Origin of the sequence: Bradyrhizobium cajani (genome assembly GCF_009759665.1) — a bacterium.
Taxonomy (GTDB): domain Bacteria; phylum Pseudomonadota; class Alphaproteobacteria; order Rhizobiales; family Xanthobacteraceae; genus Bradyrhizobium; species Bradyrhizobium cajani.
This window is the reverse complement of record NZ_WQNE01000042.1, coordinates 1-17,534: the sequence shown is the minus strand read 5'-3', so window position 1 is coordinate 17,534 and position 17,534 is coordinate 1. Positions and strand designations below refer to the sequence as shown.

The following is a 17,534-nucleotide window of genomic DNA, read 5'->3' as shown; positions in this document are numbered from 1 at the left end:
TCATCGCGCTTTAGGTTGTTGTTTGAGCATGAACTTTTCGGAAAACCGCCGCGCACTTTTCCGGATCATGCGTTAGTGCCTGCGCCTCTGGAACCGGCTGGTGGCGGCCAGGATGAAGCCCCGCGGGAAGAAACGCAGCGCGAACGGCACAATCTTGATGCCCAGACCCGGCAGCACTGCCCGTTTGTTGGCCATCAGGCCACGATAGGCCTCCCGTGCGACTTCGGCGGCAGAGACGTTGAGGACGGCCGTATCATGTCCGGCCCCAACACCGGCGCGGGCCTGGAATTCGGTGGGCACCGGACCCGGGCAAAGCACGGTGACGCGGACGCCGCGGGGGGCGAGCTCCGCCCGCAACGCTTCGGTGAATGAGATCACATAGGCCTTGGACGCGTAGTAGACGGCCATGCCGGGGCCGGGCAGGAAGCCGGCGACCGATCCGACATTGAGCAGACCGCCCTTGTTCTTGATGAGCTGATCGGCAAAGCGCAGCGACAGATCCGTCAGGGCCCGGACGTTGACATCGACGATGCCGACCTGCTCGACGCGATCGCGCTCGATTGCATCGCCGAACACGCCGAAGCCGGCATTGTTGACGAGATGATCGAGCTCGACGCCTTCGGCCGCAAGCGCCGCCGCGATTTTTTCGCCGGCATCCGCCTCGTGGAGATCGCAGGCGATCACGATCGGCTTCTTGCCGCCCTTGGCGGCGAGCTCAGTCGCGAGCGCCACCAGCCGGTCCGCCCGTCTCGCAGTCAATGCGAGCCGATGGCCATTGGCGGCAAACACACGCGCCAGCTCCAGGCCGATGCCCGCCGAGGCACCGGTGATCAACGTTACCCGCTCAGTCACGATCGAAGTCTCTTGAATTGAGATTTTTTGGCCCCGCAATGGCGGAACGAGAGCATAAGCCGTGCGCGACAGGCAAGCGGCGCTGCCGGCATGGCCGCCTGAGCAGATGACGGGCAGAGCTGAAAACCGCTGATTTGCTGATGAATTCGGGGCGGGCGGCGGATAAATTAAAGTTTCGTCATGTGTCGACGCAGGCCGCGCTGAGCCAGGCCGCGACGGATCAGCCGCCGACCGCGCTGTCCTTCACCTGACTGCCGGCGCGATCGGCAACGGTACGCTTCAGGTCGATCCGGTCGCGCTGGGAGATCCCGAGCAGGTCGGAGGCGCGCCAGACGACATTGTCCTCGAACTCCGTGACCTGCCCATCGGCATAGACCAGCTCCCACATCATCTGGACGATGCGCTTGCGACCCTCTTCGTCGAGCGAGCGCATGATGACGCTGGTGAAACGATAGAGGTCGACCGCCTCGCCCTCGACCTCCGTCGCATCCGCGATCAGGCGATCGGCAGTGCCGCGATCGAGCCCGAAATGGCTTTCGATCAGGCTATGCAGCTTGCGCTGCTCGGTCGCCGTCGGCTGGCCGTCCAGCGAGATCACGTGGATCAGGAGTGCGGTTGCCGCGAGCCGATAGTCGCTGTCCCCGAACGCGCGGTCCGGGGCATGAGGGGCGACAATATCGGCAATGAACTGGCGCAGGCCGTCGAGCATGAGATCCTACCGAAATCGATGCGGCCGCGAGGAGCGCGGCCGCCACCAGCATTATATGAGCGGGAAACCCAATTGGCGCAATGTGCGTCAGTCCCGCGCGCGTATTACGTTTCGGCAATCTGGGGGTGCCGTCATGGGCCTGTCCCGGCCATCCACGCGTATCCACAAAGAAAAGGCGTGGATGCCAGGTCATGCCTGGGCGTGACGGCTGATGGTGTGACGCGCATTCGTCTCTACATCGTCATTGCGAGCGCAGCGAAGCAATCCAGAATCTTTCCGCGGAGGGATTCTGGATTGCTTCGTCGCAAGTGCTCCTCGCAATGACGGAGACTGTGGCGGGCGCCGTCAGTCCCTCACGGTATCTCGTACACCACCATCTTGTCGGCGATGCCGCGCAGGGCCGCCTGCTTCTGGATCGGCTTGATCGCACGCCGCTCGAGCACCTCGGCGACTGCGGGCGCATCCAGCACCGGGCCGGTGATGTGGATCTCCTGTGCGGTCGACAGGCTCTGCACGCGCGCGGCGATGTTGACGGTCTGACCGAAATAATCCTGCCGCTCGTTGAGCATCACCGCAAGGCATGGACCTTCATGGATGCCGATCTTGACGATGAGGTCGGCGGTGCCGCGTTTCCTGTTGAGCTCATCCATCGCCGCGCGCATCCGCAGGCCGGCAACGATCGCGTGCTCGGGACGGACGAACGTCGCCATCACGGCATCGCCGATCGTCTTCACCACCGCGCCCTTCTCCGAGGAGATGATCTCCAGCAGCGCATGGAAATGCGCGCGCACGAGATCGAAGGCGGCGAGATCGCCGACCCGCTCGTAGAGCGCAGTCGAACCCTTCAGGTCGGTGAACAGGAAGGTCAGCGACGTGATCTGGAGCCGCTGGTCGAGGCTGAGATTGTCGGCCTTGAACACATCGCGAAACGTCTGGTTGGACAGCATCCGCTTGGCGGTGAGGAACGGCTTGCGCTTGCCGATCAGATGATGGAGCGCCTCGGCCGCGATGAACACCGACGGCAGCACGCGCACGCCGGCCTGGTTCTCCAGCGACAACCGCAACGGACCCGGCCGCATGACTGTGGTGCCCGTCGGCGCCTGCACCTTGTTGTACATGATGGCGAGTTGCTGGCGATCCCTGGTCGGCTCGCCCTGGACGTCGATGAACTGGGCCGCGTGCGTCACCGGCTCGAAGATGATGATGAAGTCGCCGGGCAGCTGCAGCGACATCGTTGCCTTCTCGCCGGCCGGCAGCTCCATCGTGTCCAGCGTCACCTCGTTGGCGAGCGTTGCGAACGATTCCTTGTTGAAGTCGACGCCGGAGCTCCAGAACACCTGCTTGAAATACTCCCACACCGGCAGCGAGTCGGGATCGTGCGCGGCGATCCGCCGGACACGCGGATTCACCGTGAAGGAAACCTCGACCTGATCGTCGACGGAGGCCCTGTAGCCGCAGGCGCAGAGCGCACAATGATAATCGTCGGGCTTGAGCGCCTTCAGCGTCGAGTGCGCGCCCAGCACGCCGCCGCAGCCCGGGCACAGCACGTTCCAGCCGAGATCGAACAGCCCGAGCCGCGCCGCGTGCAGAAATGCGGAGATGACGCGCTCTTCGTCGAGGCCATGCTGGCCGGAGAAGTCGAGCACGTTGACGCGATTGAGCTCGTGATCCTCGCCACTGTCGATCAGACGCGCAATCGCGTCGACCACCTTCGCATCGGCGGTCTGCTTCAGAACGGAGAACTGGGCCTGGATGTCGCTCATGGCGGAACTCTAGCTGGGGTAATCACGCCTTCGGCCGGACGAACGCCTGTCACCGACGCGTGATGCGGAACATGGGTGAATGGTCCGGCTGGGTCGTGACGACGCCGAGCGGGATCACGGGATTCGCATCGGCGAGCTCGATGCGGAACGCTCCGATCAGCCGGGCCAGCGCCAGCACGGATTCGGCCTGCGCAAACGCCGCGCCGATGCAAACGCGAGGACCCGCGCCGAACGGCAGATAGGCAAAGCGATCGGGCGGCTCCTTCGACATGAAGCGCTTGGGAATGAACGCGTTGGGCTGATCCCAAAGTTTCTCGTGCCGATGCAGCAGCCATGGCGCGATCATGATGATGTCGCCCTTGCCGATCTCGATGCCGGCCGCATTGTCCTTGTCGCGCGCAGCCCGCGCGACAAGGAAGGCGGGCGGATAGAGCCGCATGGTCTCATCGACCACGGCACGGGTGAATTTCTGCCGGTCGATGTCGGCGATGCTGTCGAGATGTTCGCCGCGGGTCTCGGAGGCGACCTGCTCCTGCGTCTCCGGATCGAGCGCGAGCAGATAGAGCGCCCAGAACAGCGCGGTCGCCGTGGTCTCGTGACCCGCGAGAATCATGGTCGCGACCTCGTCGACGAGTTGCGCGTCGGAGAAGCCCTTGCCCGTTTCGGGATCGCGCGCCTCGTCCATGAGATCGAACAGGTCGCGCGGCGGCGCGCCGTCCTTCTTCCCGGCCGCACGCCGCTCGGCGATCAGCATCGCGACGAATTCGGTCCAGCGCGTGCGGAAGCGGGCGCGGGCAAAATCCATCGGGCTCGGCCAGGACACCGGCAGCACCATGTCGAGGAAATACGCCCGCCCCAGCCGCTCGGCATACTCCATGATGAAGTTGCGCAAGGTCGGACCATGCCGGTCCATGCCGAACGAGAACATCGTGCGTCCGGCGATCTCGAGCGTCATGCGCTGCATGATCTCGCGCAAGTCGACGGCCTCGCTCGTGCGGGCATCGAGCTTTGCGATGGTCTCGTCGAGCACTGCGGTCATGTGCGGGACGAGGTTCGCGGTGGCGCGCGGCGTGAACGCCGGCGCAAGTGTGCGGCGCTGAAACGTCCAAGAATGACCTTCCGCGATCAGCAAGCCGTCACCGAGCACGGGACGCAGCATCCGAATGGCGGCCGGCGTGCGCGTGTAGTTCTCGTAATTGCTGACCAGGATGTGCCGGATCGCATCCGGACGATTCAGGATGAAACTGTTGCGGAAGATGAAGCGGCCCGGAATGATTTCTTCCTCGTAGGCACGCTGCCCCCAGGTCGCGATCATGTTGCGCCGGATCACCGCGAGCTTGGCAAGGAACGACATATCGTCCGGCGCACGCGGTGGGGTCGGAGGGACGATGGGCCGACGCACGCTGGCGATATTCATGGCTCTCTCCCGCAGATGTGACGCAGCTAAACAGCTAGTAAGTCAGTTCGGCAACCGCAATCCTGTTCTCCGACGCAGGCCAGGCGCGCGCCACAATTCGTTCTTCGCCGAACTGGGCCACGACGTTACGCCCGGCCTCGGCGGCCGAAAGCCGCAGTGTCGCTGCCGCATCCGTGGGCACGCCCGGCTTGACGTCGGCGGGCTCCTTGCCGTCGAACAGCACCACGTCCCGCGGCAGGCCGAAATAGCCGCGCGGACGCGACATGATCACGACGGCTGCCGCCTCCTTGTCGGCCGGGCCGAACGGACGCGCGGCGCGCAGGTGCACGACGTCGGACGAGCGCGGGAAGGGCGAGCGATAGATATGCGTCGTCGGCGCATCCGGCGATGCCAGGACGAATTCAAGCGACCAGGCGGGATCGACCTGCGCCGTCCCCCAACGGCCGTCAGCGCCGGTCTTCGCGCTGTGCACGGCGTTGCCCTTGCGCTCGCCGGTTTCGGGATCGACGCGGAAGATCTCGACGGTTGCGCCCGCAACCGGGCGATTGGTGGCCACGCCGCCCGGCGTGCCCGTGACCAGGCCGTTCAGCCTGACGCTCTGCTCCGGCACGATCGCGATGCGATCCGGCTCGCGGCCGGCGATGAACTTGTAGATCTCGCGGAAGGCTCGCGGATGAAACGCCACCTCGCGATGGTCGAGCGCACCGAGCACGAGATTGGTAGCGCCCTTCAGCTCCGGCCCCTCATTGGTGACACCGGTGGGCGCGCCGGGCTTGCCGATGAAGCGGCCGTCCGCTTGCGCGTATTTGTCCATGCCGTCGCTGCGCAATGTGAGAAAAGCCACGCCCGGCGTCACCTCGCTCTCGCCCTCGTTCAGGCCGCGCAGGAATGGGCCGCGGCCGTTGAACTCGTTGTTGGGCTGCTCGTCGGTCGCGAATACGCCGTGATTGGGCGTGCCGCACAGGACGGCGTGACTGACATCGCCGGCACCGCCGCTTCTGATGACGTTGCGGATCGCATAGCCGCCGCGCGAGCTGCCGACCAGCGCCACGCGCGCCGCGCCGGTGCGTCGCTTCAAGTCGGCGATGGCGGCGGCGAGCTCGCGACGTTGATCCTCGGTCGAGGAGCGGTTCGCCTGCTCGACCTTGTCGTCGCTCCGCGCCAGCGGATCCGTGAAATTGATCGCGGCCATGCGGTCGCGCGCGATGCCGTTGGATTCCATCCGCCACAAGGTCGTCATCCAGAGCGCGTCATAGTCGCCATTGCCGTGGACGAACAGAATCGGAGGCACCTCGCTCGGCGTGGCGGCAGGTTGGGCCACCGCGCCCGTCCGCAAGCTCGCAACCGCGAAAGGCAAGCTGCCCGCCCCCAGCAGGATCGTCCGTCGCGACAGCTTCATTCTGTTCCTCTCCGGCATCACTATCTTTGCACCGCTTATACCTGCCTAACCACTGGACAGCGAAGGACTTTCGCAGGCATCACTGGACCGGCCGGAATCGCTGAAGCCAGTTCTGCCAGCCCATCTGGAAGGGGATATGACCGAGCAGCCGAACCGTCAGAAATTCGCCGGCGACGGCATCGCCGCGCCGCTGCGGTACACCGTGTTCCGGCGCATCTGGCTCGCCAGCCTGCTCTCCAATCTCGGCCTCCTGATCCAGGGTGTGGGCGCCGCCTGGGCGATGACGCAGATGGCGGCCTCGGCCGACAAGGTGGCGCTGGTGCAGACCGCGCTGATGCTGCCGATCATGCTGATCTCGATGCCGGCCGGCGCCATCGCCGACATGTATGACCGCCGTGTCGTCACCCTGGTCTCGCTCGCGATCGCGCTGACCGGTGCGACCGCGCTCACTGTTCTGGCCTGGTTCAACCTCATCACCCCGGAAACGCTGCTGGCTTTCTGTTTCGTAGTCGGCAGCGGCAACGCACTGTTCGGACCGGCCTGGCAGTCCTCGGTCAGCGAGCAGGTGCCGCCGGATGCACTGCCTTCGGCCGTCGCGCTGAACGGCATCAGCTACAACATCGCGCGCAGCTTCGGTCCTGCGGTCGGCGGCGTCATCGTCGCCGCGCTCGGCGCGGTCGCCGCGTTTGCCTGCAATGCGATCCTCTACCTGCCGCTGCTGGTGGTGCTGCTGCTGTGGCGGCGCAGTGTCGAACCGTCGCGCCTGCCGCGGGAGAAGCTCAATCGCGCCATGGTCTCCGGCGTGCGCTACATCACCAACTCGCCGCCGATCAAGATCGTGCTGCTGCGCACGCTGGTGATGGGGCTGATCGGCGGTGCCGTGATGGCGCTGATGCCACTGGTCGCGCGCGACATGCTGCACGGCGGCGCACAGACCTATGGCATCATGCTCGGCGCCTTCGGCATGGGCGCGGTCGTCGGCGCGCTCAACATCCACGAATTGCGCAAGCGCATGAGCGGCGAGGCGGCGATCCGCGCCTGCACCATTTCGATGGCGTTCGCGATGGCCGCCCTTGCCGTGAGCACCGAGCCGGTGCTGACCGCGACCGCGCTGGTGCTCGCCGGTGCCGTCTGGATGGCCGCCGTCGCGCTGTTCAACATCGGCGTGCAGCTCTCGGCGCCGCGCTGGGTCGCCGGCCGCTCGCTCGCGGCGTTCCAGGCCTCGATTTCGGGCGGCATCGCGATCGGCGCCTGGGGCTGGGGCCATCTCACCGACTATGCCGGCGTCGAGGTCGCGCTGCTGACCGCTGCCGGCCTGATGCTGATCTCGCCGCTGCTCGGCATCTGGCTCACGATGCCGCGCGTCGGCGCCCGCAACGAGGATGCCGACGTGCTGGCCGATCCGGAAGTGAGGCTCTCGCTGACGGGACGCAGCGGGCCGCTGGTGGTCGAGATCGAATACCGCGTCGCCCAAGAGAACGCGCGCGCCTTCCACAATGTGATGCAGGACGTGCAGCTCTCGCGGCAGCGCAACGGCGCCTATGGCTGGTCGATCGCGCGCGACATCGCCGACCCGGAATTGTGGACCGAGCGCTATCACTGTCCGACCTGGCTCGACTATCTGCGCCAGCGCAACCGCTCGACCCAGTCCGAACGCGCGCTGCACCAGGAGGCGATCGCCTTCCACATCGGCCCCGAGCCGGTGCGGATCCGCCGCATGCTGGAGCGCCCGTTCGGCTCGGTGCGCTGGAAGGACGAGACGCCGGACCGCGCCAACGAGGAGGTGCTGCCGGTGGTCGCAACCGCGGCGGGGAGCAGCACGTAGGTCTCGTCATTCCGGGGCGCGCCGTCAGGTGCGAACCCGGAATCCATTCCTCTCAGGCGTATGCGGCTCAATGGATTCCGGGTTCGCACTTCGCGCGCCCCGGAATGACAGTTACTGCCCATGATCCGTCAGCACCTTGTCGCAGCCTTTGCTCAGCCGGGTGCGGTTCTGCTTCAGGCAGGCAAGCACGGCGCCATCGCCATTGTTCATCACGGCACGGCAGAAGCGCGAGACATCGCGCGCGCAGGCGTCGTGGCCGGGCTGTTGCTGCGCGGACGCGGCCGACGTGCACAGGAGCAGGGAAATAACGAAAAGAAATCTTGTCATCGCGTAATGCCTCTTACCCGGAACGAATTGCGGGCGAAGCTAGTGCGACGCCCCCTCAGCCGCAACGGCTTTGTTGGCAGGCTGAATCGCGTGGCCCCGGCTCGAGGCCGGGACACATCGCGTGGGGAGCTAACCGACGCAACGATCGTTGTTGCGCGTTCGCTTACTGGCTGTCCTTCGCGTCAGCGACCTTGCGCGACGCGCCCTTGGCGAGATTCTTGTCCATCACCGCGCGGCAGCCGGCGCTGAGGTCGGAGCGATGCTTCATCATGCAGGCGGTGATCTTCGGGATGTTGGGAATTTCCGACGAGCACAGGCGGAAGGCATCGCCGGTGCACATCTGCTGCGCCTCCGCCGAGAAGGCGAAGCTCGAGGTCGTCGTGACAAGCGAGACGATGGCGGCAAAGCCCAGGGCCAGACCGGTGTCACGTATCCTGACAGTAAACGACTTGGTCATCTGAAGCTCCCATGGCACCGCAGCAAGCGGGCCCGTTGTTGATGGGAACTACGATGCTCCAGCAAAACAGTTTCCACCGTGATGATGGTCACAAGCCACACCCTGACTGTGACATCGGTCACTTTGGCGCACCTCGCTGAAATTCCTCCGCAACCGCTGTCGTGTTGGTGTCACGTTAACTGTTCCTTCGCATTAATGGCTCGTCGCGCGGGAAATTCCGCCGGTTTGGTTGCGTAATTGGAAAGAGTAACGATGCGTAATGCGTTGGGCCTGATGCTGGCCAGTGTAGTTGCGGCGGTCGTGATCGCCGCCGGCGGTTGGTTTTATTATTCCGCGCGCGCCGATCAGGGCGCTCCCAAGACAACGGCCGCCCGTGCCGCCGATCCGTTGCCGGCACCGGCGAAGCTCGCCGCCAGGAATGACGTCGAGACCACCGCGGCGATCGCGGCCAAGCCGGCGGCAGCCTCCGCCTCGGCGTCCGCGCCCGCCCCGGCCATGCCGGTGCAGCAGAAACAGGCCTGCGCCAATCCGAACGCGCTGGGCGTCGCCCGCGTGGTCGAGATCGACACCACCGGCGGGCCCGGCTTCGGCTTCGAGCACTTCAAGCAGTTCGACTTCCTGACCGACAAGGAGGTCGTGCTGACCTTCGACGACGGTCCGTGGCCGGTCAACACGCCCGCGGTGCTGAAGGCGCTCGCGGATGAATGCACCAAGGGCCTGTTCTTCTCGGTCGGCAAGCACGCGACCTATCATCCGGAAATCCTGCGCCAGGTGCTGGCCCAGGGCCACACGGTCGGCACGCACACCTGGTCGCATGTCAACCTGAACAGCAAGAAGATGACCGAGAGCCAAGTCAAGGACGAGGTCGAGAAGGGCTTCAGCGCGGTGAGGTTCGCGCTCGGCACCAACCCGGCGCCGTTCTTCCGCTTCCCGCAGCTTCAGCACAACCCGGCGATGGTGAGCTATTTCGGTACCCGCAACGTCGCGATGTTCTCGACCGACATCGACTCCTTCGACTTCAGGAAGGGCGCTACGCCGGAGAAGATCGTCGAGACCGTGATGACCAGGCTCGACAAGCTCGGCAAGGGCATCATCCTGATGCACGATTTCCAGAAGCACACCGGCGAAGCCATGCCGGCGCTGCTCGCGCGGCTCAAGGCCGGCGGCTACAAGATCGTGCAGATGAAGGCCAAGACCACCTTCCAGACGCTGCCGGAATATGACGAGGCGCTGATGAAGGATATGAAGGTGCCGACAGCAAGCACGACCACGCGTCCGATCTCGAGCGTGGTGCAGACGGTTTCGCAGTAAGCGGGCCCGATCAGGTCCAAACTCTTTGCGTCATGGCCGGGCTTGTCCCGGCCATTTGCTTTTGGGGGAAGCGACGGCTTACCAGTAGATCCCGTGGCGGTGCAGTTCGCTGATGATGCGGCGTTCGGTCCAGCTGCGTTTGTGCCTCGGCTTGTCTGCCTTTGCCGTGGTCTTGATGGCGGGCTTGGTTGCCGTGACCGGCGCGGAGGTCGTCGTGGGCGTGGTCACGGTCGGAGCGGCCGCCGCAGCCGGTGCGGAAAGCGACACCGCCGGCGGACGATCGGCATATTTCGGAGCTTCCGGCGCGACTTCGCTCACCTGCGTCGTTGTGGTGGTCGTGGGTTGCGGAGCGGAAGCCTGCTCGTTGGCGGCGGCGAGCGACAGGCTGCGTGGGCCGCCTGCCTGGGCCGATGCAGAGGCCAGGACCATGGCGGCAACCAGAATGATCTTGCGCATGTGAAATCTCCCCGTGTGGCGTAACCGGGACACTACGGGAGAACATGCCCGGCGTTATGTGACTATTGTCACTTGGACGGACGCACGATCTTGAACCCGCCCGATCGTCATCAGCACGCGGCCTGCGGTGAGCACGGATGAGTTGGGGGCGCTGGTGCCGCAAGAGGGATTCGAACCCCCGACCCCGTCATTACGAATGACGTGCTCTACCGACTGAGCTATTGCGGCGAACCCTGCCGGAGCCCGGACGGTGCCGGCCCCGATACACGCGCGCCCCTGATATCGGGCATGGCCCGAATTGGCAAGGACAAGCGGCGTTCGAAATGCGCCTCACGCGCCCCAGCGGGACCAGAATCCGCGCCAACCGCCGGCCTGGGCCTTTGGCGTGCCGATTTGTTCCGTAAATTCATCGCTCGGGCCCTCGTCGTCGATCCCGGGGTCATCCGGCGCGCGGACGATCGGGATCACGGCAGGGATGGGGGCCGGTCCGGGTTTGCCGAGGTCGGCACGGCTCCGGAACACCGGTGTTGCCGCCACCGGCGATGATTCGGCGGGCGCGGAGGCCGGCTTGACCGGCTCGGCGGGTGCAACCACCGGCTCTTCCTTGGCGACCTCCTTGGCAGCTTCCTCGACGTTTTCCTTGATGATTTCCTTGACGATTTCCTTGGCCTGCGGGGGCGCATTGTCCTGTGCGGCCGGCACCGGGGCCGGCTCAGCCACGGGCGGTTCCACCGGGCTTTCGCCCGGGTTCGCTGTCACCCGCTTCGGCGGCGGGGCCGCCAGCATCGCCTCCTCGAAGGCCGACGACTCGATGGTCGTGCCCTTGTCGGAGGGCAGGCTGGCGACCGGCGTCTGCCACTGGAAGGCGTCGAGACGGCCGGTGACCGGAGAGACCGGGCGCCAGCGATCGCTGACATAGCCGTCTGCGGTCCAGGCGGGATCGTGGCGGGCGCGCACTGCACGCAGGGTCCAGGCGCGGGCACGGCCACCGTCGCCATGCTCGGTGCGCCCGATTTCGGCCATCAGCAGCGCGACGCGCTGGGTCGGATCGTTGACGTAAGGCGCGAGCGCCTCGCGCGCACGGGCGAACTCGGAGGCATCGATCGCGGCGCGCGCGAGCGCGAGCCGGCCCTCGATGTGGCCGGCCTTGCCGGCAGCCGTCTTGTCGCTTGTCTTGGCCGCGAGCGTCTCGACCCGTTGCAAGCGCTGGCGGGCGGAATCACCGAGCTTCACATGCGCGTAGGCCTCGGCGAGATCGGGATGCGGATTGGCGAGCCAGGCCACCTCGACCAGCTTCATGGCGCGTCGCACCTGATTTGCCTCGCTCTCGAACTTTGCGGCGAGCACCGCGGCGGGCACCAGGGTCGGCGCGAGCTTGATCGCCTCCATCACGCTCTCGCGCGCGACGTCGCGGTCCATGGTCTCCAGTTCCAGCGCGCGCGCCGTGAGCAGCACGCCGCGCTGCCGGCGATAGGCCGCTTTGTCGATCAGGCCCGCGGACAGATTCGAATCGAGGATCGCGAGCGCACCGCTCCAGTCGCCGCGCGCGCAGCGGAAGCCGAGTACCGCATGCGAAGCCCAGGTCGAGGATGGCGACAGCTTGATCGCCTCCTCAGCGATCATCACCGCGCCGACCGCATCGTCGGCGCGCTGCGCCTCGATGAACAGGCCGCGCAGGCCGAGCAGGCGCGTGTCCTCGCGCTCAGCCATGGCGCGGAAGACGCGCTGTGCCTCGTCGCGCCTGCCTTCGAGCTGCGCCGATTGCGCGTGCAGCAGCAGCGCGAGCGGATCGTTCGGCGCATGCCGGCGCGCCGCCGCGGCGTGACGGCGGGCGAGCGCGGTGTCGCCGTGACCGATCGCGAGCAGGCCGTGGGTGATGGCATGACGGCCGCGCGCATGGCGCTTCTCATGGTTGCGGCGGCGCAGACGCCCCGGCATACGCCAGATTGTCGTCAGGATGCTCCAGGCGAGCACGGCGGCCACGGCAACGAGGCCGAACGCGAGCGCAAGCACCGGCACCGTCGTCTTGGCGCGCAGACTGCCCCAATTGATGATGACATCGCCGGTCTGGTCGGCAATCCAGGCGGCGCCGGCGCCCGCAAGCGCGATCAAGACAAGGAAGAGGACGATGCGAAGCATGATGATCCCTATACGCGCTGTTTGTTGCGCGAACCTTTATTGAGCAGGCTTGACCTGATCAGATCTGGCGAGATCCGCCATGGCATCGTCGGCGAATTTGCGGGATGCGGCGAGCGCGGCTTCGCGGGCGTCGGTCTTGTCGAGCCATGCCTGCGCAGGTGCGCGGTCGGCCTCTGACAACGTCTTCAGCTCGCGCCGCGCCTCGGCGAAATCGTTGCGCAGCGCCGCCGCCGTGACGCGCGCCACGATCGCACCGCGGTCATTGCCGACGGCGTCGGTGCGCTCGATGCGGACGAGTTTCGACGCCCCCGCCTGGAGACGCTCGACGATGCCGCCGCCGGCCGGGGCCTCCGCGGGCGGCGACAGCTTCGGCACGATGTTGAGCAACTCGCGACTCAGCGCGACCGGCGTCGGAATGCCGGACGATGCAAACATGTCGAGCGGCTTCAGCGTGTCGGGCTTTGCCGCCAGCGACCGCGCCGCGGCCAGTTGCGACGCGTAAGGATCGCCATGGCGAACGGCGACGTCGAGCAGGGCCGCTGCCACGACATGGCGCAGCGCCTTGTCGTCCATCGTCTTCGCATCGGCGATCTTCTCGCCCTGCTGCGCGAGTTCGGCCCGCTCGGTCCGGCTGGCACGCTCGAGCTGCGCGATGCGGTCGTTGAGCGCGGCAAGATCAGGCGCCGCCGCGCCCGGCGCGGATTTCGCGTCGTTCAGCGCGCTCGCGGTCTTGTCGGACTGCGCGCGCAGGCTGGCGATGTCGCCGCGCAGGGCGCTCGCGGACTTTTCCAGCGCGTCGATCCGCGCCGCCGTGGCCGGATCGGCCGCGGGCTTGCCGGTCCTGGCTTCGACCGCGGCAATGCGGCGGCTCAGCGCATCGACAGTGGCGCCCGTGACTTGCGGCGCGGCCGGCGGCGCCTGCACGGCGGGCCAGCCCAGCATCCAGCCGACCGCGATCACGATTGCGGCCGCGACGGCACCGGAGAACGGCGCGATGACCCATGGCGAAATCGGCGGCGAGATCGGTGACGAGATCGGCGGTGACACCGGATCGGACGCAGGGGCGGCCTGCGCCTCGGCAGGCTCCGGCTCGGAATCAGCCGGCTCGGACATCGTCTCCTCGGATTTGGCCTGCTCGGGCTCGGGGTGTTCCGGCGTCGGCTGAGTCCCGGGCTCGCCCGCAACCTGCTGCGGCTGGGTCGACACGTCGGTCGCCTCGAGATCGATGGTGGGCGGGGTGCGCTTGGCACGACCGGACTCCGGGGCCAATCCTGCGTCTTCAGGCTTGTCGTCGGCCATCGTGACGGTTCCTCACACTTCCATACCTGCACAGATCCTTGGGCGGACCCGATTACGCCGGACTCGGCCCGACCTCTTACGCCAAACGGGTGTGCAAAGCACGCTCCAAGGTGTCAAATAAGGCACTTTCATCCGGCGTTGCGGCGACCAGTACCTGCGACGCGCCGGCATCGCGCAGCACGCTCGCGATCGCCTCGGACAGGCAACATTGCGGGATCGCCAGCGCCGAGATTTCGACACCTTCGTCCCGCGCCGCGTCCAGGAACGCCCGCGCACTGCGCCGGGAGTAGTGCAGCACCGCCTCGACCCCATGGGCGGCAAAGCCCTCGCAGACCTCGCGCGGCAGATGTTTCACCGGTGCCATGCGATAGATCGTCTGCGTCACCACGCTAAAACCTTCCGCGCCGAGCTCGCCGCCGAGATCGCGCGACAGATCCGCCCCCGCGAGATAAAGCAGCGTGCTTTTTTTCTTCAGCAGCCTGTCGCGCGCGCTCTGAATCACCTTGTCGCGCAGGGCCGCCGCATCGCCGCCGGCGACGATCACCTCGGCAAAGCCGGCGTCGCGCGCCGCAGCCGCCGTGTGCTCGCCGACCGCAAACAGCGGCAGCGCCAACAGGCCCAGGTCCCGCAATTGCGGTGCGACGGCACGGATCGCATTGGCCGATGTGACGATGATGGCGCTGTAGCCAGTATCATTCTCGTCATGAAAAGCGACCGGCTCGAACTTGAGCACCGGGGCGAGCAGCACCGGATGGCCCCGCGCGCGCAGACTTTCGGCCGTCGCCTCATTGTCGGGATGCGGCCGTGTGACAAGAATGGACATCGCTTGTGTTCCCGAACCACGTGACGCGTGACCAGTCGCGCGTGACGATTGCGCAAGCCGACCGCGGAATGCTACCGGACGTACCAGAACTCTGCTTTACGGATGAGCGCAAGGCGCAAATTGGATAACAATTCGCCAATGCTGGTACTGGGTATCGAAACCACCTGCGATGAGACCGCTGCGGCGGTCATCGAACGCGCGCCTGACGGCAGCGGCAAGATCCTGTCGAACATCGTGCGGTCGCAGGTCGAGGAGCATGCCCGGTTCGGCGGCGTGGTGCCGGAGATCGCCGCACGCGCCCATGTCGACCTGCTCGACGGCATCATCGACCGCGCCATGCGCGAGGCCGGCATCGGCTTCGCACAGCTGGCCGGCGTCGCGGCCGCCGCAGGCCCGGGGCTGATCGGCGGCGTCATCGTCGGGCTCACCACCGCCAAGGCGATCGCGATGGTGCACGACACGCCGCTGGTGGCGGTGAACCACCTGGAGGCGCATGCGCTGACGCCGCGCCTTACCGACGGAATCGAATTTCCCTACTGCCTCTTCCTCGCCTCGGGCGGGCACACCCAGATCGTCGCGGTCACCGGCGTCGGCCAGTATGTACGGCTTGGCACCACGGTCGACGATGCCATCGGCGAAGCCTTCGACAAGGTCGCGAAGATGCTGGGCCTGCCCTATCCGGGCGGCCCGCAGGTCGAGCGCGCGGCGGCAAGCGGCGATGCCGCGCGCTTTGCGTTTCCGCGGCCGATGCAGGGACGCCCCGATGCGAATTTCTCGCTATCGGGATTGAAGACGGCTGTGCGCAACGAAGCGAGCCGGCTGGCCGAGATCACGCCGCAGGACATCAGCGACCTCTGCGCGAGCTTTCAGGCCGCGGTGCTGGATTCGACGGCGGACCGGCTGAGCGTCGGCCTGAAACTTTTCCGCGAGCAGTTCGGCGCACCGCGTGCGCTCGTGGCCGCCGGCGGCGTCGCCGCCAATCAGGCGATTCGCGGCGCCCTGCATGACGTCGCGCGGCAGGCCAGAACGCAACTGATCATGCCGCCGCCGGCGCTCTGCACCGACAACGGCGCGATGATCGCCTGGGCCGGCGCCGAACGCCTCGCGCTCGGCATGACCGACACGATGGAAGCGCAGCCGCGGGCACGCTGGCTGCTCGACGCCAACGCAACGGCACCGGCGGGCTACGGCAACACCCGGGCGGGATTCTAGCGATGACCGCGTTCGACTCCGTCGCAGTGATCGGCGCGGGCGCCTGGGGCACGGCGCTGGCGACCGTGGCGGCACGGGCCGGGCGCACGGTGACGCTATGGGCACGCAATGTCGAGCATGCGGCGCGGATTGCATCGACCCGCGACAATCCCCGGCTGCCCGGCGTGCGGATCGCGCCGGAGATCGTCGTGACGAGCGATCTGGCGCTCGCTGCGCGCGCCGACATGCTGCTGATCGCGACGCCGGCGCAGCATCTGCGCGGCGCCGTCAACGTGCTGGCCCCGCATCTGACAAAGCCGGTGCCGGTCGTCGCCTGCGCCAAGGGCATCGAGCACGGCACCCACAAATTCATGACCGACGTGATCGCAGAAGCCGCGCCGCATGCCCAGCCAGCGATCCTGTCCGGCCCGAGCTTCGCCGACGACGTCGCGCGCGGCCTGCCGACGGCGGTGACACTGGCGGCAACGGACGAGGCGCTGGCCAGAACGTTGGTGCAGGCACTGGGCTCGCCGACGTTCCGCCCCTATCACTCCAGCGACATCCGCGGCGTCGAGATCGGCGGTGCGGCCAAGAACGTGCTGGCGATTGCGGTCGGCATTGCCGTCGGGCGCCAGCTCGGCGCCTCGGCGCAGGCCGCGCTGACCACGCGCGGATTTGCCGAGCTGACACGCCTCGGCCGCACGCTCGGCGCACGCAGCGAGACGCTCACGGGCCTGTCCGGCCTCGGTGACCTCATCCTGACCTGTTCGAGCCCGCAATCGCGCAATTTCGCGCTCGGCCTCGCGCTCGGGCGCGGCGAGCAGCCGTCCGCCGGCAAGCTCGCCGAGGGCGAGTTCACCGCGCCGGTGCTGATCGAACTCGCAGCTTCGCAAAACATCGAGATGCCGGTATCAGAAGCGGTCGCTTCGATCCTGAGCGGCCGGAGCACGATCGACGCCGCGATCTCGGGGCTTCTGACGCGCCCCTTCAAGGCAGAGGAATGAACATGGCGTACTGGCTGGTGAAATCCGAACCGTCGGTGTGGTCCTGGGACCAGCAGGTGGCGAAGGGCGCCAAGGGCGAGGCCTGGACCGGCGTGCGCAATTTCACCGCGCGCCAGAACCTCGTGAACATGAAGAAGGGTGACAAGGCGTTCTTCTATCACTCCAACGAGGGCAAGGAGATCGTCGGGATCGCGGAGATCATCAAGGAAGCCTATCCCGATCCGACCGACAAGACCGGCAAGTTCGTCTGCGTCGACATCAAGGCCGACAAGCCGTTGAAGACGCCGGTGACGATGGCCGCGGTCAAGGCCGAGAAGAAGCTCGAAGCCATGGCGCTGGTGAAATATTCGCGCCTGTCGGTGCAGCCGGTCACGGCCGAGGAGTGGAAGCTCGTCTGCAAGATGGGTGGGATGTAGGTTTAGCTGCCGTAGCGCCGTAGATGGGGTAACGGGCTCCGCTGAGGCCTTCCAACCAGCCGCGCTAGCTACGGCACTATTTGATAGCGCGCGTCGCGCGGCTTGATTGGAAGGCAAGCGGTCGTCCCTCACATGATGGTGTAGCG

Annotated in this window: 16 protein-coding genes and 1 tRNA gene; 5 read left to right on the top strand and 12 right to left on the bottom strand. The window is 66.6% G+C overall.

The features are described from left to right. Nucleotides 1-72: 72 nt before the first annotated feature. From GPL20_RS33635 to GPL20_RS33610, 5 genes are all read right to left on the bottom strand, one after another. Nucleotides 73-852, bottom strand: a complete 780-nt coding sequence (locus tag GPL20_RS33635) for an SDR family NAD(P)-dependent oxidoreductase (RefSeq protein WP_254126023.1) — start codon at nucleotides 850-852, stop codon at nucleotides 73-75. A gap of 220 nt (nucleotides 853-1,072) precedes the next feature. Beyond that, nucleotides 1,073-1,561, bottom strand: coding sequence for a tellurite resistance TerB family protein (locus GPL20_RS33630; RefSeq protein ID WP_157336038.1), 489 nt, complete (start codon nucleotides 1,559-1,561; stop codon nucleotides 1,073-1,075). A 353-nt stretch (nucleotides 1,562-1,914) separates the two neighbouring features. Further along, complete coding sequence (locus GPL20_RS33620) at nucleotides 1,915-3,324, bottom strand: adenylate/guanylate cyclase domain-containing protein (RefSeq protein WP_157336034.1); 1,410 nt, start codon at nucleotides 3,322-3,324, stop codon at nucleotides 1,915-1,917. A gap of 49 nt (nucleotides 3,325-3,373) precedes the next feature. Then, a complete protein-coding gene (locus GPL20_RS33615) occupies nucleotides 3,374-4,741 on the bottom strand; it encodes a cytochrome P450 (protein ID WP_157336032.1) in 1,368 nt (455 codons plus the stop codon). 34 nt (nucleotides 4,742-4,775) lie between these two features. Then, nucleotides 4,776-6,140, bottom strand: coding sequence for a hydrolase (locus GPL20_RS33610; RefSeq protein ID WP_157336030.1), 1,365 nt, complete (start codon nucleotides 6,138-6,140; stop codon nucleotides 4,776-4,778). A 136-nt stretch (nucleotides 6,141-6,276) separates the two neighbouring features. Here GPL20_RS33610 and GPL20_RS33605 point away from each other — a divergent pair, with 136 nt between their 5' ends. Continuing rightward, complete coding sequence (locus GPL20_RS33605) at nucleotides 6,277-7,965, top strand: MFS transporter (protein WP_157336028.1); 1,689 nt, start codon at nucleotides 6,277-6,279, stop codon at nucleotides 7,963-7,965. A gap of 111 nt (nucleotides 7,966-8,076) precedes the next feature. On the opposite strand, the gene GPL20_RS33600 is transcribed toward GPL20_RS33605, so the two are convergent. Both GPL20_RS33600 and GPL20_RS33595 read right to left on the bottom strand, forming a co-directional pair. Continuing rightward, on the bottom strand, nucleotides 8,077-8,292 hold the full coding sequence (locus GPL20_RS33600) for a cysteine rich repeat-containing protein (protein ID WP_157336026.1): 216 nt from the start codon (nucleotides 8,290-8,292) through the stop codon (nucleotides 8,077-8,079). A 163-nt stretch (nucleotides 8,293-8,455) separates the two neighbouring features. After that, nucleotides 8,456-8,749 (bottom strand): hypothetical protein, encoded by a 294-nt coding sequence (locus GPL20_RS33595; RefSeq protein WP_157336023.1) that lies wholly within the window; start codon nucleotides 8,747-8,749, stop codon nucleotides 8,456-8,458. A 252-nt stretch (nucleotides 8,750-9,001) separates the two neighbouring features. On the opposite strand from GPL20_RS33595, the gene GPL20_RS33590 reads away from it, so the two are divergent. Then, the gene (locus GPL20_RS33590) at nucleotides 9,002-10,060 is read left to right on the top strand and encodes a polysaccharide deacetylase family protein (protein ID WP_157336021.1); all 1,059 of its coding nucleotides are present in this window, start codon (nucleotides 9,002-9,004) and stop codon (nucleotides 10,058-10,060) included. Nucleotides 10,061-10,138: 78 nt separating this feature from the next. On the opposite strand, the gene GPL20_RS33585 is transcribed toward GPL20_RS33590, so the two are convergent. From GPL20_RS33585 to GPL20_RS33565, 5 genes are all read right to left on the bottom strand, one after another. Beyond that, nucleotides 10,139-10,516 carry a hypothetical protein gene (locus GPL20_RS33585; protein ID WP_157336019.1) on the bottom strand — a complete coding sequence of 126 codons (378 nt, stop codon included), beginning with the start codon at nucleotides 10,514-10,516 and terminating at the stop codon, nucleotides 10,139-10,141. Nucleotides 10,517-10,668: 152 nt separating this feature from the next. Next, nucleotides 10,669-10,744, bottom strand: a tRNA-Thr gene (locus GPL20_RS33580). Between the two features lie 102 nt (nucleotides 10,745-10,846). Further along, entirely contained in the window at nucleotides 10,847-12,655 is a 1,809-nt protein-coding gene (locus GPL20_RS33575; protein WP_157336017.1) for a heme biosynthesis protein HemY, read from the bottom strand. 36 nt (nucleotides 12,656-12,691) lie between these two features. Continuing rightward, nucleotides 12,692-13,954 (bottom strand): COG4223 family protein, encoded by a 1,263-nt coding sequence (locus tag GPL20_RS33570; RefSeq protein ID WP_157336016.1) that lies wholly within the window; start codon nucleotides 13,952-13,954, stop codon nucleotides 12,692-12,694. Nucleotides 13,955-14,030: 76 nt separating this feature from the next. After that, a complete protein-coding gene (locus tag GPL20_RS33565) occupies nucleotides 14,031-14,777 on the bottom strand; it encodes a uroporphyrinogen-III synthase (RefSeq protein ID WP_157336014.1) in 747 nt (248 codons plus the stop codon). Between the two features lie 138 nt (nucleotides 14,778-14,915). On the opposite strand from GPL20_RS33565, the gene tsaD reads away from it, so the two are divergent. The 3 genes from tsaD to GPL20_RS33550 are packed head-to-tail and all read left to right on the top strand — an operon-like array spanning nucleotide 14,916 to nucleotide 17,388. After that, the gene (gene tsaD, locus GPL20_RS33560) at nucleotides 14,916-15,989 is read left to right on the top strand and encodes a tRNA (adenosine(37)-N6)-threonylcarbamoyltransferase complex transferase subunit TsaD (protein ID WP_157336012.1); all 1,074 of its coding nucleotides are present in this window, start codon (nucleotides 14,916-14,918) and stop codon (nucleotides 15,987-15,989) included. A gap of 2 nt (nucleotides 15,990-15,991) precedes the next feature. Continuing rightward, on the top strand, nucleotides 15,992-16,972 hold the full coding sequence (locus tag GPL20_RS33555; protein WP_157336010.1) for an NAD(P)H-dependent glycerol-3-phosphate dehydrogenase: 981 nt from the start codon (nucleotides 15,992-15,994) through the stop codon (nucleotides 16,970-16,972). A 2-nt stretch (nucleotides 16,973-16,974) separates the two neighbouring features. Then, nucleotides 16,975-17,388 (top strand): EVE domain-containing protein, encoded by a 414-nt coding sequence (locus GPL20_RS33550; protein WP_157336008.1) that lies wholly within the window; start codon nucleotides 16,975-16,977, stop codon nucleotides 17,386-17,388. Nucleotides 17,389-17,534: the final 146 nt, after the last annotated feature.